The sequence below is a fragment of the Streptomyces sp. T12 genome, assembly GCF_028736035.1.
In the GTDB taxonomy this organism is placed as follows: domain Bacteria; phylum Actinomycetota; class Actinomycetes; order Streptomycetales; family Streptomycetaceae; genus Streptomyces.
In genome coordinates, this window is record NZ_CP117866.1 from 8,557,370 (window position 1) to 8,581,904 (window position 24,535).

The 24,535-nt window shown below is 69.9% G+C and carries 20 protein-coding genes and 3 pseudogenes; 15 read left to right on the top strand and 8 right to left on the bottom strand.

Annotated elements, in window-relative coordinates; translation table 11 throughout:
* Positions 1 to 43 precede the first annotated feature (43 nt).
* Positions 44 to 967, bottom strand: coding sequence for a homocysteine S-methyltransferase (mmuM, locus tag PBV52_RS38375; protein WP_274245047.1), 924 nt, complete (start codon positions 965 to 967; stop codon positions 44 to 46).
* Positions 968 to 1,029: 62 nt separating this feature from the next.
* On the opposite strand from mmuM, the pseudogene PBV52_RS51905 reads away from it, so the two are divergent.
* From PBV52_RS51905 to PBV52_RS38385, 3 genes and pseudogenes are all read left to right on the top strand, one after another.
* Positions 1,030 to 1,193, top strand: a pseudogene (locus PBV52_RS51905) (transposase); the annotation flags it as partial.
* A 45-nt stretch (positions 1,194 to 1,238) separates the two neighbouring features.
* Positions 1,239 to 1,715, top strand: coding sequence for a GNAT family N-acetyltransferase (locus tag PBV52_RS38380; RefSeq protein ID WP_274245048.1), 477 nt, complete (start codon positions 1,239 to 1,241; stop codon positions 1,713 to 1,715).
* An 843-nt stretch (positions 1,716 to 2,558) separates the two neighbouring features.
* Positions 2,559 to 2,681 carry a hypothetical protein gene (locus tag PBV52_RS38385; RefSeq protein WP_274245049.1) on the top strand — a complete coding sequence of 41 codons (123 nt, stop codon included), beginning with the start codon at positions 2,559 to 2,561 and terminating at the stop codon, positions 2,679 to 2,681.
* 105 nt (positions 2,682 to 2,786) lie between these two features.
* Here the strand turns inward: PBV52_RS38385 and PBV52_RS38390 are convergent.
* Positions 2,787 to 3,542: pseudogene (locus PBV52_RS38390) on the bottom strand (transposase); the annotation flags it as partial.
* A 250-nt stretch (positions 3,543 to 3,792) separates the two neighbouring features.
* Here PBV52_RS38390 and PBV52_RS38395 point away from each other — a divergent pair.
* The 3 genes and pseudogenes from PBV52_RS38395 to PBV52_RS38405 all read left to right on the top strand — a co-directional run bounded on the left by PBV52_RS38395 (position 3,793) and on the right by PBV52_RS38405 (position 6,095).
* Complete coding sequence (locus tag PBV52_RS38395) at positions 3,793 to 5,049, top strand: hypothetical protein (RefSeq protein WP_274245050.1); 1,257 nt, start codon at positions 3,793 to 3,795, stop codon at positions 5,047 to 5,049.
* Between the two features lie 109 nt (positions 5,050 to 5,158).
* Positions 5,159 to 5,401 (top strand): annotated as a pseudogene (locus PBV52_RS38400) (inositol monophosphatase); the annotation flags it as partial.
* A 490-nt stretch (positions 5,402 to 5,891) separates the two neighbouring features.
* Positions 5,892 to 6,095 carry a hypothetical protein gene (locus PBV52_RS38405; protein WP_274245051.1) on the top strand — a complete coding sequence of 68 codons (204 nt, stop codon included), beginning with the start codon at positions 5,892 to 5,894 and terminating at the stop codon, positions 6,093 to 6,095.
* A gap of 9 nt (positions 6,096 to 6,104) precedes the next feature.
* Here PBV52_RS38405 and PBV52_RS38410 read toward each other — a convergent pair whose 3' ends face one another.
* Both PBV52_RS38410 and PBV52_RS38415 read right to left on the bottom strand, forming a co-directional pair.
* Positions 6,105 to 8,225 carry an autotransporter gene (locus PBV52_RS38410; RefSeq protein ID WP_274245052.1) on the bottom strand — a complete coding sequence of 707 codons (2,121 nt, stop codon included), beginning with the start codon at positions 8,223 to 8,225 and terminating at the stop codon, positions 6,105 to 6,107.
* A gap of 62 nt (positions 8,226 to 8,287) precedes the next feature.
* A complete protein-coding gene (locus PBV52_RS38415) occupies positions 8,288 to 8,890 on the bottom strand; it encodes a hypothetical protein (RefSeq protein WP_274245053.1) in 603 nt (200 codons plus the stop codon).
* Between the two features lie 240 nt (positions 8,891 to 9,130).
* On the opposite strand from PBV52_RS38415, the gene PBV52_RS38420 reads away from it, so the two are divergent.
* Complete coding sequence (locus PBV52_RS38420; protein ID WP_274245054.1) at positions 9,131 to 10,279, top strand: glycoside hydrolase family 43 protein; 1,149 nt, start codon at positions 9,131 to 9,133, stop codon at positions 10,277 to 10,279.
* A gap of 2 nt (positions 10,280 to 10,281) precedes the next feature.
* Positions 10,282 to 11,694, top strand: a complete 1,413-nt coding sequence (locus PBV52_RS38425; RefSeq protein ID WP_274249842.1) for an RICIN domain-containing protein — start codon at positions 10,282 to 10,284, stop codon at positions 11,692 to 11,694.
* 7 nt (positions 11,695 to 11,701) lie between these two features.
* On the opposite strand, the gene PBV52_RS38430 is transcribed toward PBV52_RS38425, so the two are convergent.
* Positions 11,702 to 13,366, bottom strand: coding sequence for a rhamnogalacturonan lyase B N-terminal domain-containing protein (locus PBV52_RS38430; protein WP_274245056.1), 1,665 nt, complete (start codon positions 13,364 to 13,366; stop codon positions 11,702 to 11,704).
* 195 nt (positions 13,367 to 13,561) lie between these two features.
* On the opposite strand from PBV52_RS38430, the gene PBV52_RS38435 reads away from it, so the two are divergent.
* From PBV52_RS38435 to PBV52_RS38445, 3 genes are all read left to right on the top strand, one after another.
* Positions 13,562 to 14,623 (top strand): rhamnogalacturonan acetylesterase, encoded by a 1,062-nt coding sequence (locus PBV52_RS38435; protein ID WP_274245057.1) that lies wholly within the window; start codon positions 13,562 to 13,564, stop codon positions 14,621 to 14,623.
* A gap of 69 nt (positions 14,624 to 14,692) precedes the next feature.
* Positions 14,693 to 16,441 (top strand): DUF2264 domain-containing protein, encoded by a 1,749-nt coding sequence (locus tag PBV52_RS38440; RefSeq protein ID WP_274245059.1) that lies wholly within the window; start codon positions 14,693 to 14,695, stop codon positions 16,439 to 16,441.
* Between the two features lie 44 nt (positions 16,442 to 16,485).
* Positions 16,486 to 17,139: a hypothetical protein gene (locus PBV52_RS38445; RefSeq protein ID WP_274245060.1), complete on the top strand. Its 654-nt coding sequence runs from the start codon at positions 16,486 to 16,488 to the stop codon at positions 17,137 to 17,139.
* Between the two features lie 10 nt (positions 17,140 to 17,149).
* Here the strand turns inward: PBV52_RS38445 and PBV52_RS38450 are convergent, their stop codons facing one another.
* Entirely contained in the window at positions 17,150 to 18,562 is a 1,413-nt protein-coding gene (locus tag PBV52_RS38450) for a hypothetical protein (RefSeq protein ID WP_274245061.1), read from the bottom strand.
* Positions 18,563 to 18,667: 105 nt separating this feature from the next.
* Between PBV52_RS38450 and PBV52_RS38455 the strand changes: the two genes are divergently transcribed.
* From PBV52_RS38455 to PBV52_RS38465, 3 genes are all read left to right on the top strand, one after another.
* Entirely contained in the window at positions 18,668 to 19,126 is a 459-nt protein-coding gene (locus PBV52_RS38455; RefSeq protein WP_274245062.1) for a hypothetical protein, read from the top strand.
* Between the two features lie 26 nt (positions 19,127 to 19,152).
* Positions 19,153 to 19,929: an isocitrate lyase/phosphoenolpyruvate mutase family protein gene (locus PBV52_RS38460; RefSeq protein WP_274245063.1), complete on the top strand. Its 777-nt coding sequence runs from the start codon at positions 19,153 to 19,155 to the stop codon at positions 19,927 to 19,929.
* Between the two features lie 147 nt (positions 19,930 to 20,076).
* On the top strand, positions 20,077 to 20,949 hold the full coding sequence (locus PBV52_RS38465; protein ID WP_274245064.1) for a trypsin-like serine protease: 873 nt from the start codon (positions 20,077 to 20,079) through the stop codon (positions 20,947 to 20,949).
* 331 nt (positions 20,950 to 21,280) lie between these two features.
* Here the strand turns inward: PBV52_RS38465 and PBV52_RS38470 are convergent, their stop codons facing one another.
* A complete protein-coding gene (locus PBV52_RS38470) occupies positions 21,281 to 21,883 on the bottom strand; it encodes a TetR-like C-terminal domain-containing protein (RefSeq protein ID WP_274245065.1) in 603 nt (200 codons plus the stop codon).
* 116 nt (positions 21,884 to 21,999) lie between these two features.
* Between PBV52_RS38470 and PBV52_RS38475 the strand changes: the two genes are divergently transcribed.
* On the top strand, positions 22,000 to 22,905 hold the full coding sequence (locus tag PBV52_RS38475; protein WP_274245066.1) for a phosphotransferase: 906 nt from the start codon (positions 22,000 to 22,002) through the stop codon (positions 22,903 to 22,905).
* 104 nt (positions 22,906 to 23,009) lie between these two features.
* Here the strand turns inward: PBV52_RS38475 and PBV52_RS38480 are convergent, their stop codons facing one another.
* Entirely contained in the window at positions 23,010 to 24,335 is a 1,326-nt protein-coding gene (locus PBV52_RS38480; protein ID WP_274245067.1) for a jacalin-like lectin, read from the bottom strand.
* Positions 24,336 to 24,535 lie beyond the last annotated feature (200 nt).

Consider the following 24,535-nt stretch of genomic DNA (forward strand, 5'->3'; position numbering starts at 1 on the left):
GAGGCCTGGTCCGTGGCCACCGCCGGCCACGTCGCCGCGATCGCTACCCCACCGCCGCCAGTGTGCGCGCGATGGAGTCGATCGCCTCCGGGCCCACCCGGCAGCACCCGCCGATCAGCCGCGCCCCGGACTCCCGCCACCCCCGCACCTGCTGGGCCGCGAAGGTGGAGCGGCCGACCCAGGTGCGGGACTCGGCGTTCCAGGCCTCGCCGCTGTTGGGGTAGACGACGACGGGCTTGCCCGTGACGCGGGCGGCGGTCTCGACGGCGCCCTCGACATCCTCCGGCACGCAGCAGTTCACGCCGACCGCGATCACCTCGTCGGCGTCGGCGGCCAGGCCGAAGGCCTCCTCCAGCGACTGGCCGGCGCGGGTGCGGTCACCGGCGACGGAGTACGACAGCCAGGCCGGGACACCCAGCCCGCGCACCGCCCGCAGCAGCGCCTCGGCCTCGTCGGCGTCCGGGACGGTCTCCAGCGCCAGCACGTCGGGCCGGGCCCCGGCCAGCACCTCCAGCCGGGGCCGGTGGAAGCGCTCCAGCTCGTCCACGCTCAGCCCGTACCGCCCCCGGTACTCGGAGCCGTCCGCCAGCATCGCCCCGTAGGGCCCGACGGACGCGGCCACCCACAGCGGCCGCGTGACACCCCCGGCTCCCGCCTGCCGTGCCGCATCGCGCGCCAACTCCACGCTCAGGGACAGGAGTTCGGCCGCACGCCCGTGATCGATCCCACGCTTCGCGAAGCCCTCGAACGTGGCCTGGTAGCTGGACGTGATCGCCACGTCCGCCCCCGCCTCGAAATAGGCGAGATGGGCCGCGGTGATCGCCTCGGGCTGCTCCGCGAGCAGCCGCGCCGACCACAGCTCGTCGCTCAGATCGTGCCCGGCGGACTCGAGCTGGTTGGACATGCCGCCGTCGAGCACGACGGTCCCGGCGGCGAGGGCTTCGGCGAGGGTGATGGTGCTGGTCATGGTGACGACGGTAGTCGAGGCGGGGCCTGTGTCCGGGATGTGGGACATCCGCGGGGATCTAACCAGCGCGTGCACCGAAACCGACCACTCCCGGCCTCGGCCGCCCGCCCGGCTACAGGAACCGCCGGTCGGCGCCGCGCCACGACGTGGGACGCGTCCTGGCCACAGGCGAGGCTCACACTCGCCCCGCCCACGACAAGAAAAGGGCACCAAGCCCCGCCGAACGCAATGGACGAGCAGCCCAACGCATCGTGCTGCCACGATGCACCCCATGGATCTCGAGAACCCCGACAGACTGGTGATACGCCACGCGGATGCCTCGGACTGGCCCGGGTTGGCCGGCATCGACTCCACCGCGGCATCGGGCGACGATGCGCGGCGCGCGAGTATCCGACGCTGGTGCGAACAGGGCTCGGTCCTCCTGGCCGAGGACGCATCCGGCCCCCTGGGCTACAGCGTGCTGGAATACACCTTCTTCGAGCAGGGCTTCATCACCATGCTCATGGTCGCGCCCACCGCCCGCCGACAAGGCGTGGGCGCACGTCTCCTCAAGGCCACCGAGGCCGCGTGCACCAGCCCGAAGCTGTTCACCTCGACCAACGTCTCCAACCACCCCATGCAACTGCTGCTGCAGCGCGTCGGCTGGAGCCCGGTCGGCCTGCTCCATGGCCTGGACGAAGGCGATCCCGAACTCTTCTACCTCTGCCCGGGCGACCAACCACGCGGCCTGGTCGAGGCCGAAGGTTAAACGACAAGTTGAGAAGTTGTGTCAAAGCTGTTTGCGCAGGTCACGAGCAGGATCCGGGGTGATGATCCTGGTTGCCGTTCGCTTTGTCGATGGACGTGCCCTCGGAGTCAGGCCGAACACCAGCACATTGAGGTCGCACGTTCAACCTGAACCGTTAGAGGTACTGCGCGTCAGTGTGGCGCCCGAACATGGTCGAGCACTTATGAGTCGTGACGGCAAACCACGAAGGGGAACGCACTACGAAGAGACTGGCCGCCCTGGCCATGACCGGCGCGATCGTCAGCCGAGGCCTGCTACTCACCGCGACACCTGCCGCCGCAACAGACCTTGTCAGCTGGCGTGCTTGGGGCAACACAAACCCGATCACCTGCAGCTCCAGTACGTGGCGTTGCGCCAGCAGCCAAGCGATCGGCACTCAAGTGGCCGCGCAGGTGTGCGCGATACGGTCGTCAAGCGGGAGCTCCGTACAGGGAGCGGTGATCGTGCGCAACAATTCACCCAAGCTTTTCTCCGCCCGCGCATGGATGGACCTGCACACCTCCCCATCGGAATATCTCGCTGGGCAGCTGGAGGTGCGACGACTCAGGGGTCGCGGCGAACTCGTGGTCAGTGTGATTCGGGAAGATCCTCTCCTATTCCGGCCCGGTGAACTCTTACGGCGAGGCCAACGCTGAGCCCCTCTACCTGTCGCCGAACGTCTGAGAACCTGCAGCAGGCCCGCACTGCCGCCCCGTTGCGCCAGGATTCAACGGATCCTTGCGGTCCTTCGTCACGCTGCGAGGATGGCGGGCTGCGGGCTGCGGGCTGCGGGCGCGGTCGGGCGGAGTTGATTACGAACGCCTCATGCCCCACGCCGAAGCCCTAATCCAGTGGGCCTTCATCACCCTCATGACGCGCCGGCTCGCCCGCCAGCACCGCCGCCGAGCGACGGTGCTGGCACAGGATCCGCTCATGGCAGCCGTCTGACACTCCTGCCGTTCGGCTGCACGTCCACCGACGCCAAAGCGAACGGCAACCAGGACCATCGCCCGGGAATCATGCTCGTGACCTGCGCAAAGAGATGTCCAGGCTGAACTCCTTGCCGTGCTTGGGCGGCCGGCCGCCTTTCGGGTCGTAGACGCGCGGCGGTTTCGGCAGCGTCAGGACGCGGTCCGAGCGCAGACGTCCGACGAGTTCGACGGGCAGGTCTCGCAGGGGCCAAGCCAGACGCATCACGTCGTAGCCCGCGTCCATCACGACCAGGACGTGCCTGTCGCCGTGCTGCCACTGACCGACCGCGACCAGGCGCTCGACCACGGCCCGCAGCTGGTCGGCGGTGACCGCCGCGGCATCCTCCGTGGGGCCCAGCCGGACCGCGTCCAGGACCTGTGTCCACGACGTGCGGTCCGGGGTGAGTGCGGCGACGAACGAGTGCGGCCAGCCCGGCACCACGTGGTCCGACGAACGGCCGTTGCGGCCGTGGACCAGGCAGAACAGCCGATCGGGCGAGCAGGCGGCGTCCGACAGCAGCCACGGCGAGACGTCCACCGTGAGTACGATCCGCCCGTCGAACCTCGGGAGTGGCAGCGATATCAGCAGGTCACGCAGGGCGTCGATGTCGAGGCGGCCATGGTTCAAGGCGCCGTACAGCGAGCCGTAGCCGCGCTGGTGCTCGGCCAGCAGTGACAGTTCGACTGGTGTCCTGGTCGGTCCGTCCGCGCACAACAGGGCGTCGATCAGCTCGAAGAGGGCGTCGGCCCGTGCGGACAGGCACCTGTAGAAGGCCGTCCGGAAGCGTGACAGTTCGGCGAACGGATCTCGTCCACCGACCTGCGACACCACACTCATCCCCCGACCTTCCTGATGGACTCCCGTACTCCGTCGCAGAGTTCAGGATTACGAGGAAGGCCGCCGTCATGCCCTGCGACCACTCCAAAGAGTGACCATCCGACGGGGACTAGGGATTAAGGAACAAGCTGTCGGAAACGACCCACCGATCCACTGCCGAACCACCACTGATCCACCACGGATTGCGGGACACCCCATAGGCAGGCATACTGCTGGGCTTCTTACGCCTCTTGGCACGGGGGGAGTGGCCGTGAGTGAACCGTCCATCGACGTTGTTCGGGCATATGCCGCGGCGTACCGCAGAAGCGTCGCGATCTCTTCCGGCACCGCACTGAGCGCGGAGGAGGTCTCCCTCGTCGGTAGACATGCCGCACGGGCCGCAGCCCGGAAGGCCATCCACGAGGCGGTCACCGGAACCTGGGGACGGCTGACCCTGGTGGGAGCGCTGCTCGTCACTGTCCCGGCCATGTGGGTCAGCCGCATCTCGGAGGACGCCACCTTCCGAATGCCCTTCCCCTTCTCGTGGCTCCACCACCACATCAACTCGAACGACGCCCCCACGCCGAGGTCCGCGTCGTTCTGGATTGCCTACGCACTTGTTCTGCTGACCATTGTCGCGTTCTTCGCGACATCGGTACCGATGAGCCCTCTGTGGCCGCGCGGTTCACGGAGTGTGCGTGCCGGACGGCTGATTCTTCTCCATGCTCTGGCTCTCGTGGTCGTCACCGCCTCGGCGCTTCTTTTCGCCGTCTCCGGAGGCGTCCGTGGCGGTGAGTGGCCCGCCGCTCGCCAGATACTGACGAGATGGTCCGCTATATCGCTCTATGTCTTGTTGCTCGTCTTCATCATAGTTCTGTGCTTTGTGCTGGGTTTGACGGTGATTCCGGCACTGGTCGGGTGGGTGGTACGCCCCATTCTCCGGCCGTACGACCTACTGCTCCTCGCGATGATCGACGCCTGTGCCAGGGTCGACACTCATCGAGACACCTGGTGGCAGCGGCGCTCACGGGCCGAGGTGCAATCTGCCATCGAGGGCGCCGCCCGCCAGGCGGAGAAGGCCGTGTCCGCCTGGCTGTTCACCGGCGGGCGTCAGCTCGCGCGGGCCGACGCGCGGCGAGTGGCCGCCGTCATCCGGCAGCACCGGGCACCGATAGCCCGGGCCAGTGGCCCAGCCTCCTATGACCTCGTGGCCCAGTCCCTCTGGTCCGGGGTGGTCGCCCTGATCGACGATGACTGGGAGGCCCTGACCATGGCCGCTCCGCCGGTGACCACGCTTTCCCGACTGCGCAGGATCGTGGCGGTGATGTGGACTCCGGTGGTCCTCCTCGCCACCGCCGTCGCGCTGCCGTGGATCCCGGGGCTGGCGCAGTCGTCGGCGCTGGTGGACGGAGCGCGCGTCACGCTGGTGATCACCGCAGTGTTCGGCCTCGTCCTGCCCCGCGACGCCTCCGGGAGAACCGCGGCCCTCGACACTCTCAAGTCCCTGGCCTTCCGCATCGAGAAGTAGGCGTCCGGGGAGCGGCGAGGAGGAGCCGCATGAGCGGGAGACGACGGTGGTGGAGGTCGGACCGGAAAGTTTGTCGGGACGGTAGCTTCGTCTCGGTAGTGTGCCCGGAGTGATCAACTCATACGCGAGTTCCGACGATGCCGCAGTCGCCATAGCCGGGGTGCGGGCCGGCGCGGACGTGGTCCGCACCATGTAGGGCCGACAACTCGACCGTATTGACAAGGGGGCCGGGGACTTCGCCACCGCCGCCGATGTGGAGGTCGAGAAGGCGATCCTCGGTGTCATCCGTGCCGCACGGCCCGATGACGCGGTACTCGGCGAGGAGGGCGGGCAGCAAGGCGCCGCGCACGCTGCAACCATCACCAAACGTGACCAGCGAGGTTCAGCACGGCGCCCTGGCGCCGCTGTCCCCGGCCCGGCGCAGCCGTGGTTCTCGCACCGCTTCCTGCGCGAGTACATCGGCGGCAACACCCTCGGTCAGGAGTTGCTCGACGAGGACGAGGCCTGGGAACAGCCCTTGGTCCGGGACCACTTCCCGGCCGGTCTGCGCCGCGAGATGGTCCGGCTGCACCACGACCGCGAGTGGTTCCTCTAGATCATGGAGTCCCTGCCGCGCACGCTCAGCCACCTCGACCAATGGCCCGCCAACCTCCGCGCCCACGGGCCCGGACCACGTCCTGTTCGGCTGGGCGTTCACCGGCGACGGCGCCCTCGGCGAGGACCTCGGCAACTACCTGCCCGAGTACGCGGCGGCGGCTTACGAGGCGTACCTGCACGGCCTGCGGGAGAGCGGTTGGCGGGGCGACGAACACCTCGTACGGCTGGCGGTGTGCGCCTCGGCTGTGAAGTACGACTGGCTCACCGCCCTGATGCTCGCCCGGGCGGGCGAGGAGCAGAGGGATTACGGCGGCCGAGGCACGGTCTGCGCCGAACTCCGTTACCGCGAGCGCGGGTCGGCCCTCGCCTTCCTCGCCGGCTGGGCGGCCGAGGCGCGTGCTCTCGCCCCACGCCTCGGCTTCCCGGAGCCACCGAGCGGCCGCCGCTGACCGGCTTGGCTAGCCCTGGGCCGCGTGCCGTCCGCCCCGGCGTCGTCCGCCGCCCCGCCCGAATCTCGTCGCCGGTATCGCGAGGCCGAGGAGCAGGCCCGCGGCCAGGACGTACGGCCACCAGCCGAGGCCGTTGCCCGCGGCGCTCGCGGTGCGGGTGCTGGGGGAGGCGGCCGTGTCGGCTGCGGTGCGGGGGCTGTCGGCGCTGGGGGAGGGGGTTGTGGTGACGGGGGTGAGGACCACGTCGTTGCCGTCGCCGCCCCGGTAGCTGATCCGGTAGGTGGTGTCGGCGAGCTGGAGCTTCTTGCCCTCTTTGAGGCCGGTGAAGGCGCCGGTCGTCTTCGCCCGGCCTTGGTGGTCGAGGATCGTGATCTTCCCTGCGGGCTTCGGTGAGGTGGCAGCGGCCGCGAGGTCCAGGTCGCCGGCCAGGCGGACCGCGCCGGTCACCTTCAACGGGCCGTCGCGCAGGACGAGTTCGCCCTTCGCCGACTGGGTGTAGGCGCCGGAGACGGTCAGGCCGCTCGCGACCACGCCGTGGTTCGTCACCGCTCCCTTCACGGTGCCCTTGCCGGTCAGCGTCCTCGCCTCGCCCACGCGCAGTCCCGAAGTGCCCGCGTCCAGGCGGGACTTGGCCGACGTGAGCCGGATCGCCTTGCTGCGGGCGAGCGTCGCGCCGCCGCGCAGGGCGAGGGTGCCCTTCTTGACGGTCGTGGTGCCGGTGTACGTCACCGCGCTTCCCGTCAGCGTCGTCGTCGCGGCCCCCGACTGGGTGAGCGATCCGCTGCCGCTGATCCGGGACAGAGACAGGGCCTTGGCCGTGTTGTTCAGCACGAGTGAGCCGTTGTTGATGACTTTGTACAAGTCACCCTGCGTGTAAAGCCCACCGTCACCGCCGGACCTGCCGCTGCCCAGCCGCAGCACGGCGCCCTTCTCGACGGTCGTCGAGCCGTCGTAGTACTGCACGGCGGCGAAGGTGACGTCGTTGCCCTTCGTGCCCTTGATGACGATGTCCCCGGCCCCGGGCGCGGCCAGCGTGTCGTGGAACCTGCCGCCGCCGATGGGGGCGCCCAGCGTCACCGGTCCGTTGTAGTCGAAGGTGAGGAGAGAACGGGAGCGTGCCGCCAGCAGGTTGATGTAGACGGTCTCGGCGGTCCCGGGCATGAAGATCTTGTTCGTCGTGCCGTCGCCCCACTGGACGTTCGCGCCCTTGATGTTGGTGCCGCGCTTGTTGACGTTCTTGCGCGCGGGTGTCCAGTTCAGGGACGGGTCGCTGAGCGAGGGGTTGGTGTCACCGCCCTGGTTCGACCAGCTGTACTGGCCGGTCAGGACGACCTTGCTGCCCGGCCGGGACTGGACGTTGATGTCGCTGCCGTACTCGCGCTGGTAGAAGTCCATGCCCATGGTGACGGTCTGTCCCAGCGGGGTGTCCACGGTGTACGTGCCCTGGTTGAGGATCTTGCGCACGTTCGGCAGCGACGTCGCGAACTCCGGGCTCCCGGCGTTCATCTGCGTGCCGTTGTCGATCACCCCGGAGAAGGAGTGGGCGCCCGACAGATCCCAGGTGCCCCACAGGAACCGCGGCTGGGTGATCAGCCCGGACCCGCTGATCGTGCCCAGGTTGTAGGCGCTCTTCAGCGACAGCCGCAAGGTGCCGTCGACCCGGATGTTGTCCTGGTTGAGCCGGAACGCCGGGGTGTTGTACGGGAAGTGCCCGATCAGGCCGGTGGTGCCGCCGTTGCCGTACTGCAGGGTCGCACCGCGGGCGACGGTGATCGCGGGCGGGTCCGGGGCGGCCGTCGTGACGTACGGGTGATTGCCGCCGAGGACGCTCACCTTCTGCCGCTGCCGGGACTTCGGCAGCGTGAAGTCGCTGTCCCTGGTCAGGATCAGCGTCCCGCTGCCGCGCACGGTGAGCGTGCCCTCGCCGCGGAAGACGCCGTCGTACGTCGTCGTCCCGGCCGGCACGGTGACGACGGTGTCGCCGCTGAGCGTCACGTCCCGGCCCCCGAGGACATCGGCGGTGACGTCCCGGGGGCCGGCGGCGACCGCGGGGGGAGCGGTGACGGTGAGGGCGGCGACCACGGCGAGGGCGCCGATGGCCGCTGCTGTTTTGGGGGAATGGCTGCGCACGTCATGGGAGACGTGTGGGGGGCGCAGCCGATAACAGAAATTCGCGTTCCGGGTTTCGGCCCTCAGGCGCTGCGCGGGAAGACGGTGAGCGGGGTGTCGGGGGTCCATTGGAGCTCACCCGCGGGCACACAGTTCTGGTCGCGGTTGCGGCCCAGGCCGTCGCAGTGCTCGGCGCTGAACCGGAGAAAGGTGACGACGGTGTGCCCTCCGACGCTGAGCGGCTCGAACGGGGGTGAGGCAGGGATGGAGAACGGCCGCCCGTCCGCCCCGACGAAGCCGGTCCGCAGCACCTCCCGGCCGTAGACGAATGTCCTCTCCTGTGCTGTACCGCGGTCCAGGACGTAGCGGGCCCCTTGGAACTTCGCGTTGAAGTCGTCGATCGGGTCGGGGTCCTGGGGGACGTACCCCTGCGGGTAGACCTTGCGCTCGCCCGTGCCCGCCGTCTGCCAGCTCGGCCCGACCCGCACCCAGCGCTCACCGGCGAGCGCCTCGCGGCACGGCGGCGGGCCGATGACCCGCTCGCCGATTCCCAGGAGCTGGTTGATGTTGATGCCTTCGAACACGCAGTTGTGGTCCGGCGAAGGCTGCGCCTGGGCGGTACCGGCGGCCCACGTCGTCGCCAGTGCGGCGGTCACCAGGGCCGCCAGGAACCGGGCTGGTCTCATCGGGGTTCACCTTTCGGTGTCGGGGGTGCGGCAGTGACCTCAGCCGACCACGTCCGCCGCACCCCTGCTCCTTAAAGTGACCGTTCGAGTGAGGGCATGGGAGAAACCGCTTGCCCTCGTCCCGTCCGACCCGTTGACCTCCCCCGTTGTGCGCCCTTAGCTTTCAGCCGTTCGTAATGACAGATGTAGTTCGCCATCTCGAACAAGCCCCCCCTCAGTGATCCCCCGAGAGGCACCCGCATGAGCCGCGATCACGATCTGCCCGAAGTCCCCAGCCGCAGACTGCTGCTGAAGGGCGCCGCAGCCGCCGGCGCCCTGACCGCCGCCTCGGCCATCCCCGGCGTCGCCCACGCCGCTGCCCCCGCAGCCCCTGCCGCACCCCAGAAGGCGGCCCCGTTCGCGAACCCCCTCGTCCAGCAGCGAGCCGACCCGCACATCCATCGCCACACCGACGGCTTCTACTACTTCACGGCCACCGCCCCCGAGTACGACCGCATCATCCTGCGCCGCTCCCGCACCCTGAACGGCCTGTCCACGGCCGCCGAGTCGGTCATCTGGCGGGCCCACACCACCGGCGACATGGGCGCGCACATCTGGGCTCCCGAGCTCCACCGCATCGGCGGCAAGTGGTACATCTACTTCGCCTCCGCGCCCGCCGAGGACGTGTGGAAGATCCGCATCTGGGTCCTGGAGAACTCCCACCCCAACCCCTTCAAGGGCACGTGGGTGGAGAGGGGTCAGGTCAAGACGGCCTGGGAGACGTTCTCCCTCGACGCCACCACCTTCACCCACCGTGGCACGCGCTATCTGTGCTGGGCGCAGCACGAACCCGGGATGGACAACAACACCGGCCTGTTCCTCTCCGAGATGGCGAACCCGTGGACGCTGACGGGGCCTCAAATACGGCTGTCCACACCCGAGTACGACTGGGAGTGCATCGGCTACAAGGTGAACGAAGGCCCCTACGTCCTCAAGCGCAACGGCCGGATCTTCCTCACCTACTCGGCCTCCGCCACCGACTACCACTACTGCGTCGGCATGCTCACCGCCGACGCCGACAGCGAGCTCATGGACCCGGCCAGCTGGTCCAAGTCCCCCACCCCGGTCTTCACCAGCAACGACACCACCAAGCAGTACGGCCCCGGCCACAACTGCTTCACCGTCGCCGAGGACGGCCGCAGCGACGTCCTCGTCTACCACGCCCGCCAGTACAAGGAGATCGTCGGCGACCCGCTGAACGACCCCAACCGCCACACCCGCATCCAGAAGCTCGGCTGGAACCCGGACGGCACCCCGAACTTCGGCATCCCGGTGGCAGACGCGGCGGCGGACACGACCGCCGGGACGACCACGGGGACAACTGCCGTAACCGTGAAGGAGAGTGCGTGAAGATGAGACGTGCGTACGCGGTTCTGCTCGCCCTCTGTCTGGCCCTGGCCGGCGCCCTGGCCACCGCCGGCCCCGCCCAGGCGGCGCCCCAGACCGTCACCAACGGCACGCAGTTCACCGACACCTCGGGCAACCCTGTGCACGCGCACGGCGGCGGGGTCATCAAGGTCGGCTCCTACTACTACTGGTTCGGCGAGCACCGCAACGCCGACAACACCTTCCGGTACGTGGACGCCTACCGCTCCACCGACCTGAAGAACTGGGAGTTCAGGAACCACGTCCTGACCCAGTCGAGCTCCTCGGAGCTGGCCACCGCCAACATCGAGCGCCCGAAGGTCATGTACAACGCCTCCACCGGCAAGTTCGTGATGTGGATGCACAAGGAGAACGGCACCGACTACAGCGAGGCCCGCGCAGCCGTCGCCGTCTCCGACACCGTCGACGGCAACTACACCTGGCAGGGCAGCTTCCGCCCGCTCGGCCAGCACATGTCCCGTGACATCACGGTCTTCGTCGACACCGACGGCACCGGCTACATGGCCTCCGCCGCCCGCGAGAACTACGACCTGCAGATCTACCGCCTGACCAGCGACTACACGGGCATCGCGGCCCTGGTCGCCGACCCCTGGCACGGTGGCCACCGAGAGGCCCCCGCCCTGTTCAAGCGGAACGGCGTCTACTTCATGCTGACGTCGGGCGCCACCGGCTGGAACCCCAACCAGCAGCAGTACGCCACGGCCACCAGCATCGCCGGCCCCTGGACCGCGATGACGAACATCGGCGACTCCACGACGTACGGCTCGCAGACCGCGTACGTCCTTCCCGTGCAGGGCACTTCGACCACCTCGTACCTCTACCTGGGCGACCGCTGGGGCAACTCCTTCGGCGGCACCGTCAACGACTCCCGCTACGTCTGGCTGCCGCTGACCTTCCCCTCCTCGACCTCGATGTCCATGTCCTGGACCCCGGAGGTCACCATCGACACGGCCACCGGGTCGATCAGCGGGACGAGCGCCACGTACAACACGCTCGTCGCACGACACAGCGGCAGGTGCGCCGACGTCACCAGCCAGTCGCTGTGGGCCGGCGCCCAGATCAAGCAGTACGACTGCAACGGCGGCAACAACCAGAAGTACTGGTTCAAGTCGGTGGGCAGCGGCTACTACCAGCTGATGGTCAGGAGCAGCTCCCTGTGCGTCCAGGAGAACGCGAACACGGTCACCCAGGAGAACTGCAACGCCTCCTCGACCAACCAGCAGTGGTCGCTCACCACCACCGGCTCCTACGTGAACGTCAAGTCCCGGGCGACCGGCGAGTGCCTGGACGTGAACGGCGCGTCCACCGCCAACTCCGCCGCGATCATCACGTACACCTGCAACGGAGGAACCAACCAGCAGTGGACGCGCGGAACCTGAGGTGAGATCAGGCGAGCAGGTCGATCGCGTCGATCGCCGTGCCCGCGCTGAGATAGCCCGTCGTCCCCGAACCGCTCACCACGTCGATCTTCAGCACGTTGTACTGGCCGGTGTCCGTCAGCCAGGCGGACGCCGGCACGCTGTAGGTGAACGTGTGGTTGTTGCCCCGGTACGAACCGTTGGTCAGCGACCGGGTGTTCGGCTGCGTGGGCGGGGAGGGGATGGCGGACGTCCAGTTGCCGTTGACCGACACCTGGGGGCGGCCGTTGGCGTACGCCGTCGTCACCCCGATCCGCAGGGTGTGCGCGGCCGCCGCCTGGGCCGCCGTCAGCTTGAAGTACACGAGGATCCCGCTGTTGACGTCCTTCCAGAGGTAGCAGGGGAAGGACGCCGTCTCGTTGTTGCCGATCACCACGTTGCCGGTCCAGGAGGCCGCGCGGACGTCCGAGGGGTGCGCGTACGTCATCAGGTCGGCGTTCTTGAAGCCGCTGGGCGCGCCGTTCCAGTCGCCGATCCGCCAGATGGCGCTGGCGTTGCTCGGGTCGTTCGAGGACGGGATGGCGATCGTGTTGAGGGTGGTCGTGCCACCGGCGGTGACCGACACCGAGGCCGTGTGGACGGCGAGTTCACCCTTGAAGACGGTGAGGGTGTACGTCCCCGGCAGCACACCCCCGATCGAGAAGTAGCCGTCCGACGACCGCGCCGAACCCCAGTACTGGGCCGCCGAGTTGGCGAGCCCGACGGTGTACGGGTACGCCGTGTTCCGCCCGGAGATCCCGACGCCGGCCACCTTGCCGCGCCCGCTCGCGCCGACGTACCCGGACATGCCGAGCGAGTCCGCCCACGACGTGGTGAGCGTGCCCGGGAACAGCGACGAGGAGGGCGCCCCGCCGTCCGTGAGGGCGATGACGTACGGGCCCTGGAGGCCGAAGCGCTGGGCCTCGGTCTGGTTCTGGCCGTAGTACAGGATCTCGTACAGACCACCGCCGTCCGCGCTCTGGTGCCGCAGCAGCGAGCGGTAGAACGGGCCGCCGGACGCCTTCTCGTGGTTGCTGCGCACGATCCACAGGCCGACGCCGCCGCCGCTCCAGCCGGTGTAGTCGTAGTCCATCACCCGGAGCTTGGAGTAGTGCTTGGAGCGGGTCTGGCCGTCGGACTTGGCGAAGACGTCCGAGGCCTCGATGGTGCTGTTCGTGTACGTGTAGGAGTCGGGCTGGTCGTTGAGGAACAGGCCCTTCTTCACGCGCAGGATGTAGCGGGTCGCGGAGACCGACGTGTCGGCCTTGTTGGTCCACAGGTAGATGTTGTTCTCGCCGCTGCGGGCCGCGTAGTAGTGCCGCAGCGTGCCGTAGGCGACCGAGATCAGGATCGTCGAACCCGACTGCTTGATGGACACCGTGGAGCTGCCGAGGCCGGACTCGATGTGCGAGTTCATGCCGCCGTAGCCCTGGTACTCCGTGCCGCGGTAGACCAGCGAGGTCAGGTCGCCGTTGGACTTGCTGACCTTGAAGACGAGGTTGGCGCCGGTGTCGACGACGTAGTTCGAGCCGTCGTCGCTCCAGCCGAAGGCCGCGGCGGAGGCCGTGCCGCTCAGCGCTGCTGTGCCGGCGGCGGCCGCGGTGCCGAGCACGAAGGTGCGGCGTCGGACCGGTCTGTTGGCGGATCCGGACATGGGGGTGCCTCCTTCGAGAGAGGTGTGGGGGTGGTGCGGGTGAGAGCGAGGGTGACAGTTGAATCGATTTCGCGAAAGGGCTTTCGTCGCGGAGAAGTTGGCAGTCTTGTGAAATCGAACCGGGGTCTAGAAAGCGCTTGCAGAAACGGGTACGGTCCAGCGCCAGGCCATGTCGTCCTGTGGAGGAGCCGACGAATGAGACGTTTCAACCGTGCCGCTCTGGCGGCGGTGACGCTGAGCACCGGCCTGTCGGTCCTGACGGCCGTACCGGCTCAGGCGCATGAGCCGTACGGCGCTCAGCGTCCCCTCGGCATCGAGAACTGCACCGCCACCGCCTGCCACTTCGACGTCCCGGCCGGCACGTACGACGTGAAGGTCATCCTCGGCGGCGAGGCCGCGTCGAGCACGAGCGTCGCCGGTGAGACCCGCCGCGCCCTGCTCCCCGAGACGGCCGCCCCTGCGGGCGAGCACGTCGCCCGCAGCTTCACCGTGAACGTCCGCACGCCCGAGGGCGAGCCGACGGGCCCCGCAGGGACTCCCGGCCTGGACCTGGTCCTCGGCGGCTCGGCACCCGCGCTCGCCGACATCAAGGTCACCCCGGCCCGGCACGCCCGCCAGGTCTTCCTCGTCGGTGACTCCACGGTCTGCGACCAGCCCGGCGACCCGTACTCCGGCTGGGGCCAGCAGCTGCCGCAGTACCTCCGCAAGGGCGTGTCCGTCGCCAACTACGCCGACTCCGGCGAGAGTACGGTCACCTACTTGGAGAACCCGCAGCTCTGGGCCACCGTCCAGCCGCAGATCCGCCCCGGCGACCTGGTCCTGATCCAGCTCGCCCACAACGACAAGACGACCGACGAGGCGACCTACCGCGCCAACCTGGAGACCCTGGTGGCAGGCGTGCGGGAGAAGGGCGGCGAGCCGGTCCTCGTCACCCCGATCGTGCGCCGCTGGTTCAACGCCGACGGCACGCTCAACAACGGCACGGCCCTGCTGGTGAACGGCCTCGGCGTGGACCACCCGGCAGTCATCCGCTCGGTCGCCGCCGCCGAGGGCGTCCCGCTGATCGACCTGACGGCGAAGACGAAGGCGCTGGTGGAGTCCCTGGGCGTCGAGGCCTCCAAGGCGCTGTACCTCTACAACGAGAAGCGGGACAACACCCACACCTCGGTGCATGGTGCGACGGTGTACGCGGGCCTGGTCCGCGACGAACTCGCCGCCCGGCATCTGGTGCCCGAGGGCCTGGTGCGGGTGGGATGAACTCCTGGGGCGCTTCGACCGGAACCGGAGCGCCCCAGGTCTGAACCGAGTCGGCAAGAGAGAGAACCGATGCACCTGCCCCCCGACGACCGCAACCGCAGCCCGCACACCGGCTACACCCGCGCCCACTGGGAGGCGGCCGCCGACGCCCTGCTCGCCGCGGTGGAGCCGTACGCCACCGAGGACCGCGCCCTGTACCACTTCCCCGGCGACCGCGAGAGCTGGTCGGGCCGCCTCTCCGACGGGCTGGAGGGCTACGCCCGCACGCTGCTCCTGGCGGCCTTCCGCCGGGACGAGACGGCGTTGGAGCGCTACGCCGACGGACTCGCGGCGGGCGTGTCGGGGGTCTGGCCCCGTATCGAGGACCGCAGCCAGCCCCTGGTCGAGGCGGCGTCGATCGCCCTCGCGCTGCGGCTGACGCGGCCGCTGCTGTGGGACCGGCTGGACGACGGGGTGCGGCAGCGGGCGGCGGCCTGGCTCGGGGACGCGGTGACGGCCGAAGCCTGGCCCTGCAACTGGGAGTTGTTCCCGGTGACGGTGGGCGGCTTCCTCCAGGAGGTCGGCCACGAGGCCGAGGAGTCGCGCAAGGCGATCGACCGGGGGCTTGAGCGCATCGAGGACTGGTACGTCGGTGGCGGCTGGTACACGGACGGCGACGGCCGGAAGTTCGACTACTACAACGGCTGGGCGATGCACCTGTACCCGGTGCTGCACGCCTGGCTGGCGCAGGACGAGCGGCTGTTGGAGCTGTACGGGGGTCGGCTCTCACGGCATCTGGAGGACTACGCCCGCCTGTTCGGCGCCGACGGCGCCCCCATGCACCAGGGCCGCTCCCTGACCTACCGTTTCGCGACCACGGCCCCGCTGTGGCTCGGCGCCCTGACGGGCCGTACGCCGCTCACGCCGGGCGTGACGAGGCGGCTGGCCTCCGGCGCGCTGAAGTACTTCCTGGAGCGTGGCGCGGTGGATGCGCGCGGGCTGCTCACCCTCGGCTGGCACGGCCCCGATGAGGCGGTCCTGCAGGGCTATTCGGGCCCGGCGTCCCCTTACTGGGCGAGCAAGGCCTTCCTCGGCCTGCTGCTGCCGCCGGACCACGAGGTCTGGACGGCGGCCGAGGAGCCCGCCCCGTCCGAGCGCGCCAACGCGCTCACGCCGATCGCCGCCCCCAACTGGCTTGTGCAGTCCACGAGTTCGGACGGCTTGGTCCGCCTCCACAACCACGGCAGCGAGGACGTCCGCTACGACCCCTACTACACGCGCCTCGCCTACTCGACGGTGACGAAGCCTTCGTCGTCGTACGACAACAGCGTGATCGTGGGCGACGATCCGAGCCGCACGGACATCGTGCCGCTGGGGGTGGGGGAGGGGTGGGCCGCCTCCCGGCACTCGGTCGGCGACGGAATCCGGGTCGGCAGTGTGGTGCTGGCCGAGGGCGCGGTGGAGGTGCGCATCCACCGGGTCGTGGGCGCGGCTCCCGGGACGGCGGTGCGGGTGACGGGGTGGGCTGCGGGGGAGGGCGTCGAGGCGGAACTCGTGCCTGTGTCCGGCCTGTTGAGCGACTCCGAGCCGACGGGTCTGACGGGTTCGACGGCTCCTATGGGCCTGCCGGGTCTGCCGGGTCTGCCGGGTCTGACGGGGGACGGTCCCAGCGTGTTCGTCGCTCTCGCCCGCCTCACCGCCGAGCCGGACCCCGTACCGCTTCAGGAGCTGGTGGCCGTACAGGTGGCCGAGTCGGGCGAGATCCACGTCCGCTGGAGCTCGGGGCGCGAGTGGCGGGTCCGGCTGGATGAGAACGGGGTGGGCGTCACGCCCGCCTGAGCCTGCCGGGTCGGTTGTCAGTGGTGGCTGGCAGCATGGTGATCATGAGCCGGATCATCTCGTACAGCACCGCTGACAAAGCCGACGTCCTGGGGTTCCTCGGAGCCGCCGGGAGCCTCACCGCCGACCAGCAGCGCATCCTCGGCATGATGCGCGAAAGGGCGCACAAGAGCCAACTCGAACTCGAACGCCAGGGCATCGACTGGGGCTTGTCCATCCCCGACGCACTCGAGCACCTGGTGGCCGGTCACGCGAGTTCGGATGCAGGGTACGCGGCCGGTGCGTACTACCGCGCCCTCCAGCACATCATCGACTGCAATGCGTCCGACCCGGCCGACCTGGGCGTGTACTCCAAGCCCTCGACGTTCTTCGGCCTCCTCGACGACGAACTGCGCCGCCTGGATGTGAGGGGGGATCTGCTGCTGCACGACCACCTGTTCTCCGGGCCGCCGCAGGAGATCCCCTTTCACATCCCGTATCCCGTGGACGGCCCGCACATAGGCATGTTCCCCTTGGCCAAGGCCAAGCCCGCCGCCGACGCCTACCGTGCGGTGCTGGACCGGATGGACGCGAACTTCCGCCACGACGTCCAGGAGATCATCGACAAGCTCGACTTCGAGAACACCGAGTGGGAGTTCGCGACGAAGAACATCGACTGGTACACGCAGGACACGATCTTCTTCTCGATCACGGGCTGACCAGGCACGCTCAGGGCGTGAGGCGAGCGATCCGAAGTGTCGTGGAGGTGGGGGACGCGCCGGTCAGCGGCGACGCGTACGACGGCGTGACCGGGGCGTACGCCCACGTCAGTGTGCCGTCCTTCTGGACCGCGATGTCGCCGGTGATCCGGGTGCCGACGACCTTCGTGGCGCTCTGGAACCTGCCGTTCCAGTCGATGAGCCGGAAGGACGTCCCCGTGAAGGTGCCGGTGCAGGTGCCGTTCGCGCACTTGGCGTTCTTCAGGGACTCCCAGGACAGCAGGAGGCGGTCCTTGCCGTACGGGGCGATGCGGACGTTGACGTGTTCGACGCCCTTGGTGGCTGACAGCCGGATCGCCTTGCCCGCAGGGGTGTTGCGGTTCTTGAGGAAGGCGACCGCCACCTGGTGCGTACTGGTCTTCGGCTTGACCGTCCAGCCGCGGCCGCTCGCGTCGTCCGGGTTCTTCGCGGCCGACGCGGCGCCGCGGGAGGCGAAGGCGGTGGCGTAGCGACCGGAGGCCGACTTCACGAGGTCACCGGTACGGCCGGCGAACGTGCCGCCGCAGTAGCCCGCCCAGCACTGCTCGCGCTGCACGACCGGGGCGTTGTCGGGTGCGCCGATCCCCGTCGACACGAACAGCCCGGAGCGCCAGTCGTCGAAGCAGAGGGAGGTGAAGGCGCCGGTCTTCTCGGCGGCGAGGGCGATGCCCTCGTTGTGGCTGCATCCCCAGCTCCAGCCGCCGCCGAGCCCCGCACCCTTGGCGCCGACGTACGACAGCTTGTCGCCGAAGTGCCCGTCGGCGAAGCCGCCCGCGCCGTGCACGACGAAGTACGCGCCGTACTTGGTGCCGTTCCAGGTGAGCTGGCCGTCGAGGGTCGGTGCCGTGTCGTTTGAGGAGGTGCCGGTCAGCTTGGTGCGGAAGGTCTGCTTGCCGTTCGTGTAGCGGATCAGTGCGGCCGCAGTCTCCTTCCACTTGTTGGTGTCGGCGACCCGGGTCAGCAGCGCGAAGCCGTCGTTGTGCGCGACCAGGCCGCCGACCTCCTTGGTGCCCTTGACGATCGTGTCCGCGCCCGAGCGCTTGCCGGCGGCGGTCAGCGGCGTGACGTGGATGCCGTCCGAGGCGGGCCAGGCCACCCGCAGGGTGCCGTTCGGGGCCACCGCCGTCGCCGTGCGCGTCCACTCACGGGTGTTGTTGTAACCGGCCGACAGATAGGGGAACTTGGCCGGCAGGTTCACCGTGGTGGTCGTGGGGGTGAGGCTGGGCGCGGCGTTCGGGGCGGCGCCCGCGGTGGCGTACCAGGCGCCCACCAGGGCGGCGGTGGCGGCGAGGCCCGCGATGAGGGGCTTGCGGGCGGCGTGGGCCCGACGATGGCCGGGCGCGCCGGATGCGGAGGCGGACGTCGTGCGTCTTGCGGAAGTCATGTACCCCGGTCGCCGCATCGGCCGACAATGTTGCTGAAGTTTCACAGAGTGTGGGACGGATCACTTCGGCCGGCACCGAAACGACGTGCGCCTAGCGTTCGGAGCATGACCGAAACCGTCCCTCGTCCCCCCGCCGACGCCGTCACCGCCATGGTCGACCACGTCCTCACCCTGGCCGCGACCTGGCCGAACTGGGACGGCAGGCCCGCCCACGTCGACGACCGCGTCTACACCCCGCACAAGGCGATCCGCCGCGTCGCCGACCACCTCATCGACCACCTGGCCGAGCTGGAGGCCCGGCTGGCCGGCGAGGAGCCCCAGCCCGACCGCTGGCACGCCTCCACCGTCACCACCGAGACCGACCTCGCGCCCTTCACCCCGCAGGACCTGGACGAGGCCCGCAGTCGGCTGACCCGCCTCGCCCGCATCTGGGCGAACCGGCTGGACGCCCTCAGCGACGCCCAGCTCGACCACTCACCCGGCGAAGGCTGGAGCTTCCGCGAACTCGCCCGCCACCTGGAAGGTTCGACGTACTACGCCGACGCCGTAGGAGACCTGTCGTGACCGCCAACCGTCCCGGAGGACCTCACATGACCGCGTTCGCCGACCTCCACCACGGCGACGAGCCCCTGCTGCTCCCCAACGCCTGGGACCACGCCTCGGCGAGGGCGCTCGCCGCCGAGGGCTTTCCCGCGATCGGTACGACGAGCCTCGGTGTCGCCGCGGCCGCCGGTCTGCCCGACGGGACATCGGCCACCCGTGACGAGACACTCCGGCTCGCCCTCGACCTCGGCTCGGATCCGTATCTCGTCTCGGTGGACGCGGAGGACGGTTACAGCGAAGACCCCGGCCAGGTGGGGGAGTTCGCCCGTCAGCTCCAGGCCGTCGGAGCCGCCGGGATCAACCTGGAGGACCGCCTCGGCTCCCTCGCACTGCACGCCGCGAAGATCGCCGCGGTCAAGTCGGCGGCACCCGGCCTCTTCGTCAACGCCCGCACCGACACGTACTGGCTGGGTGACGGAGCGGAGACCGCCGAACGCCTCGACGCCTATCAACGGGCGGGCGCCGACGGCGTGTTCGTGCCGGGTCTCACCGAACCCCGCCGGATCGCCGCCCTGGTGAGGCATCTCGATGTTCCCCTCAACATCCTCTACACCCCGACCGGCCCCACCGTCCCCCACCTCGCCGACCTCGGCGTCCGTCGCGTCAGCCTCGGCTCGCTGCTCTATCGGCGGGCACTCGGCGCGGCGCTGGAAGCGGTCGTGGACATCAGGGAGGGACGGACACCGCAGGGGGGTGTCCCGTCGTACGGTGCCGTGGACGCGCTCAGCCGCCGGGGCGACCTGCCTCACAGCGACGAGCCGTAGCTTCCTCGCCAGGGAACGCATAGGGAACGCATAGGGAAAACCCTGGAGGAGCGGGCACGCTCTTGTCGCCGCCGCCCCCAGACGTTTCACTTGGCGCACCCCCCCCACAGGAGAACACCCAGCTCACCTGCAGAAGGGTCAGTTCTTTTGTCAGCCATACGCGCCACCGCCGTCACCGCGGCCGCCTGTGCGACCGTGCTCGCCACGGCGCTGCCGTCCTCGGCCATCAACTCGTACAACGCGACGCCCGCCCCCGAACGCACCGAGGTCGGCGCGCTCGTGGCCACCTGGGACAACGACGGCGATCCCGCGACCCCGGACCGGGTCGACTGGGTCTGCTCCGGCACCATGATCGACGCCGACACCTTCCTGACCGCCGCGCACTGCACCACCGACTGGCCCGACAACGTGAAGTTCTACGTGTCACTGGACCAGGACGTGCAGGCCGGCCTCGACGCCGCCGCCAAGAAGTACCCCGGCGACCCGGCCGCCCAGGCGAGGGCCGTCGCCGTACAAGGCACCGCCCACAGCCACCCCGACTTCCCGGGGCCCGCGTCGGACACCCACGACATCTCGGTGATCGAGCTGCCCGCCGCGAAGGTCAAGGCCCGCTGGATGTTCACCCCGGCCACCCTGCCCACCGCGAACCAGCTCGGCGCGCTCGGACCGCGGGGCCTGAACGCCACCGACTGGTTCGTCGCCGGATACGGCACCCAGGAGGCCGCCAACGGCCCCGGCGGGCAGACCCACCCCGGCGGCGGTGTCCGGATGAAGGCGCCCGTCACCTTCGACGCCCTCAACGACTCCTGGGCACGCCTTGCCATGACCGCGCCGCAGGGCAACGGCGGTGCCTGCTACGGCGACTCGGGCGGCCCCAACTTCGCGGTGATCGGCGGCAGGAACGTCCTGGCCGCCACCACGATCACCGGGGACACCCCGTGCTACGCGACGAACGTGACGTACCGCCTGGACACCCCGGGCGCCCGAGCCTTCCTGTCGCCGTTCGTGAAACTCCCGTAACCCGTGCCGCCCCCGCCGCCCGGCGCACAGAGCCGCCGGGCGGCGGGGTACCGCAAGCCGTCGCAAGGCCCTTCCCAAGGCACCCGTCACAAGGCCCTGAGCCGTTCCGTCACATCGCTCAACGCCCCCAGACAGCCCCGCACATCCAGCGGCACCTTCGCCACCGCGCCCGGATGCGGGCCCGCCGCCGTGAACACATCCGTGTGGCGCCAGCTCCGGGTCGTCCACGACGGACACCTGGTCGGCGAGGCTGCCGTGGGCGGAGGCGAAGGTCTGGGGGAGCGGGCCGGGCGGCGGCGTGTGACCTCCGCGAAGCTTCCAGTCCAACTGGTCAGGGGGACAACTGGGCCGGCTGCCGGTCGTGCTCGCTGCGTGGCCAGTTCACGAGTGCCACGTGCAGGGCGTCGACGGCGCGCTCCCAGGACTTGCGTACCTCCCGGGGAGCGCCGAAGGCGCCGGTGGACTCCAGGGCGCAGTAGCCGTGGAAGGTGCTGCGCAGCAGGCGGACGGCGTCGGTGAGGTCGGGTTCCTCGAGGCCGTAGGCGCGGAGCATGCCGTAGGTGATCTCGGCGGTGCGGCGCATGGCGGGGGAGTCGGCGACGAGGGCCTGGTCGACGCGGATCTGGGTCGCGGCGTATCGGCCCGGGTGCTGAAGGGCGTACTCCCGGTAGGCGTCCGCGAAGGCGGCGAGCGCGTCCTTGCCGGCGCGTCCGGCGACGGCGGCGGCGATCCGGTCGATCATCTCGCCGCCGGCCAGCAGCGCGACCCGCGTCCGCAGGTCCTGGAGATTCCTGACGTGCGAGTACAAGCTCGCGTCCTTCACCCCGAAGTGCCGGGCCAGCGCGGACAGGCTGACCTTCTCGAAGCCGACCTCGTCGGCGAGATCGGCCGCGGCCGCGGTGAGCCGGTCGGCGGTGAGTCCTGCGCGGGCCATGGGGCGGGTGACCTCCGGATACGTGACCTGGCCTGGGATCCTCAGGCCCCTGGAGACCCTAGGGGGCATCCTAATGAGGTCAGCCGTCGGCGGCTCCCTGACTACCGTTGCTCCGCATGACCACCACAGAGATCGAAATCACCGCGGAGCTGGTCCGGGACCTCTTGCGGGACCAGCACCCCGACCTCGCCGACCGCCCCGTGAAGCTCGGCGCACGGGGCTGGGACAACCAGCTGTGGCGGCTCGGCGACGACCTCGCCGTCCGGTTGCCCTGGGCGACGCAGACCGCGGACGTGCTGCTGCGCAAGGAGCACGCCTGGCTCCCCGCCCTCGCCCCGCACCTGCCCCTGCCGGTCCCGGTCCCGCAGCGCCTCGGCGAGCCGTCCGAGCGGTTTCCGCGGCCGTGGATCGTCACCACCTGGGTCCCGGGCTCGCCCGCCGATCAGGCGCCCGCCACGCGCGCAGCCGAGGCGGCCGACGCCTTGGCCGCCTTCCTGACGGCTCTTCACCGCCCCGCCCCCGACGGGGCGCCGGCCGGCCGTGGCCGCGGGGGGCCGCTGGCCGACCACGCCGAGGGGGTCGCCAAAGGTTTGGCCTCGGCCACCGAGATGGGGCTCATCGCCGACCCGGATGCCGTCCGCGCGGTCTGGGAGGACGCCGTCGCCGCGCCCGAGTGGACGGGCCCGGCGCTGTGGCTCCACGGCGACCTGCACCCGGCCAACATCCTCACCGCGGACGGCACCTTCTGCGGGGTGATCGACTTCGGCGAGGTCTGCGCGGGTGATCCGGCCTGCGATCTCGCCGCCGCTTGGGTCTTGCTGCCGGACGGCGCCGCCGACCGTTTCCACGCCGCCTACCAGCCGACCCCGGACGCCGCGACCCTGCGCCGGGCCCGCGGCTGGGCGGTGATGCGAGCCCTCGGCGGCATCCTCATCGGAGAGGCGGGTGTCCAGGGCCGGCCCGGAGGCAAGCCCACCTGGGGTCCTCCCGGCCACGCCGCACTGCGCCGCCTCACCCGGTAGGTGCGCGGCACCGGACAAGGGCCGTTCGGACAGCGGCCGTTCAGATGGTGCGGTGCCGCCCACCCGTGTACGGCTGCGGGGGTGGGCGGCCGTCGTACGAGCCGTCAGCCGATCGGCGCGTACAGCACTCCCAACTTGTCGACCTCGTCGCCCGCCCGCCCCGTGAACCCGATGATCTGCCAACCGGACGGCGCCGTGAAGGTCTTGGCGTCCGACGTCGCCGTGCCGGCGGACAGCGAACGGCCCTTGTCCGTCGTGAACGACGCCGAGAAGATCCGCGTCCGTCCGTCCTTCTGACCCTGCGTCAGTTTCACGGTGGTGAGGTGTTCTCCGGAAGCCAGGGTCAGGGACGTCGCCGTGCCGCCCGTGCCGCCGTGGGTGAGGGCCGTGCCGCCGTCGTGCGTCAGGGACACCGCGTCCAGGCGGGAGCTGCCGCGCAGGGTCAGGGTGCGCGGGGATGCCGACGTCGACGTCGGCAGGTTGTGCGCGTCGTTGAAGGCCGTGCCGTGCGGGCCGCCGAAGAAGTCGCTCGCCTTCAGGGCGGAGTTGAGGGTGTAGGAGAAGTCGACCGTGTGCGGGAAGTGGTCGGAGAGGTTACCGCCCGCGGAGTCCAGGAAGGACGCCCACTCGTTGTTGTAGCGGGTGGCGTCGAGCGTCAGGAGCTTGCTGCCGCGGTAGAGGACCTTGTCGACGACCTCGCAGCCGTTCGGCGGCGCCGTCGTCGGGCACAGCAGCGCGTCCGCGCCCTGCGTCGGCCGGACGCCGCCCTTGACCAGCTGCACCCACGCGTCCGTCAGGCCGTTCTCGTCGGCGAGGGTGCGGATGTTGTCGCCGCTGCGGGTGTACCGGGTGTTGGTGTCACCCATGACGATCACCGCGTTGCCGGACGAGTTCGCCTGGATGAAGTCCGACAGCTGCTCGACGTTGGCGCGGCGGGCGGCCAGCGCGTCGTTCGTGTCGTCGGCGTTGGTGTGGACGTTGTAGAGGTCCACGAAGACGCCCTCGGCGAGGCGGACCCGGGCGAGCGAGAAGCCCTTGGGGGTCAGGCAGTTGGTGCCGGTGCAGTCGTTCCACTTCACCCGCTCGAAGTCCTCGAAGGCGCGGTCCGAGAGGGTGTTGAGGCCGTCGCCGAAGGGCACGCCGCCGCTGGTCGCGGTGCGGTACGGGTGGTTGTCTCCCGCGTACAGAGCCGCGTGGTAGTTGAAGTCCTCCTGGACGTTCACGATGTCGTACGCCGCCAGCCGCGGCGAGATCAGCGGGGTGTTCTTCTCCGGGTTGCCGGAGCTCAGGCCTTCCGGAAGGCCCGCGACGTTGTAGGTCAGGACGTTGAAGGTGCCGGTGGGGGCGGCCACCGCGGGGGTCGAGCCGGTGGTGGCGAGGCCGGTGAGGGCCAGGGCTGCGGCCGCGAGCGTGCCGATCAGTCTTCTCATGTGGGGGTGTCTCCGATGAGTGGGGTGGGTGAGGTAGGTGAGGAAGAGGGAGGAAGGTGAGCGCTGCTCAGGTTCGGTGTCAACCAGGGTGACGTACAAGGGCGGTTGGGGAAACAGTGAGGGACGTGGCGTTCTGCCGCGTCCAGGGCGCCCGGCCGCCACTCGCTGCTCGTTCAACGTTCATGTTTCGCCTTGATCCT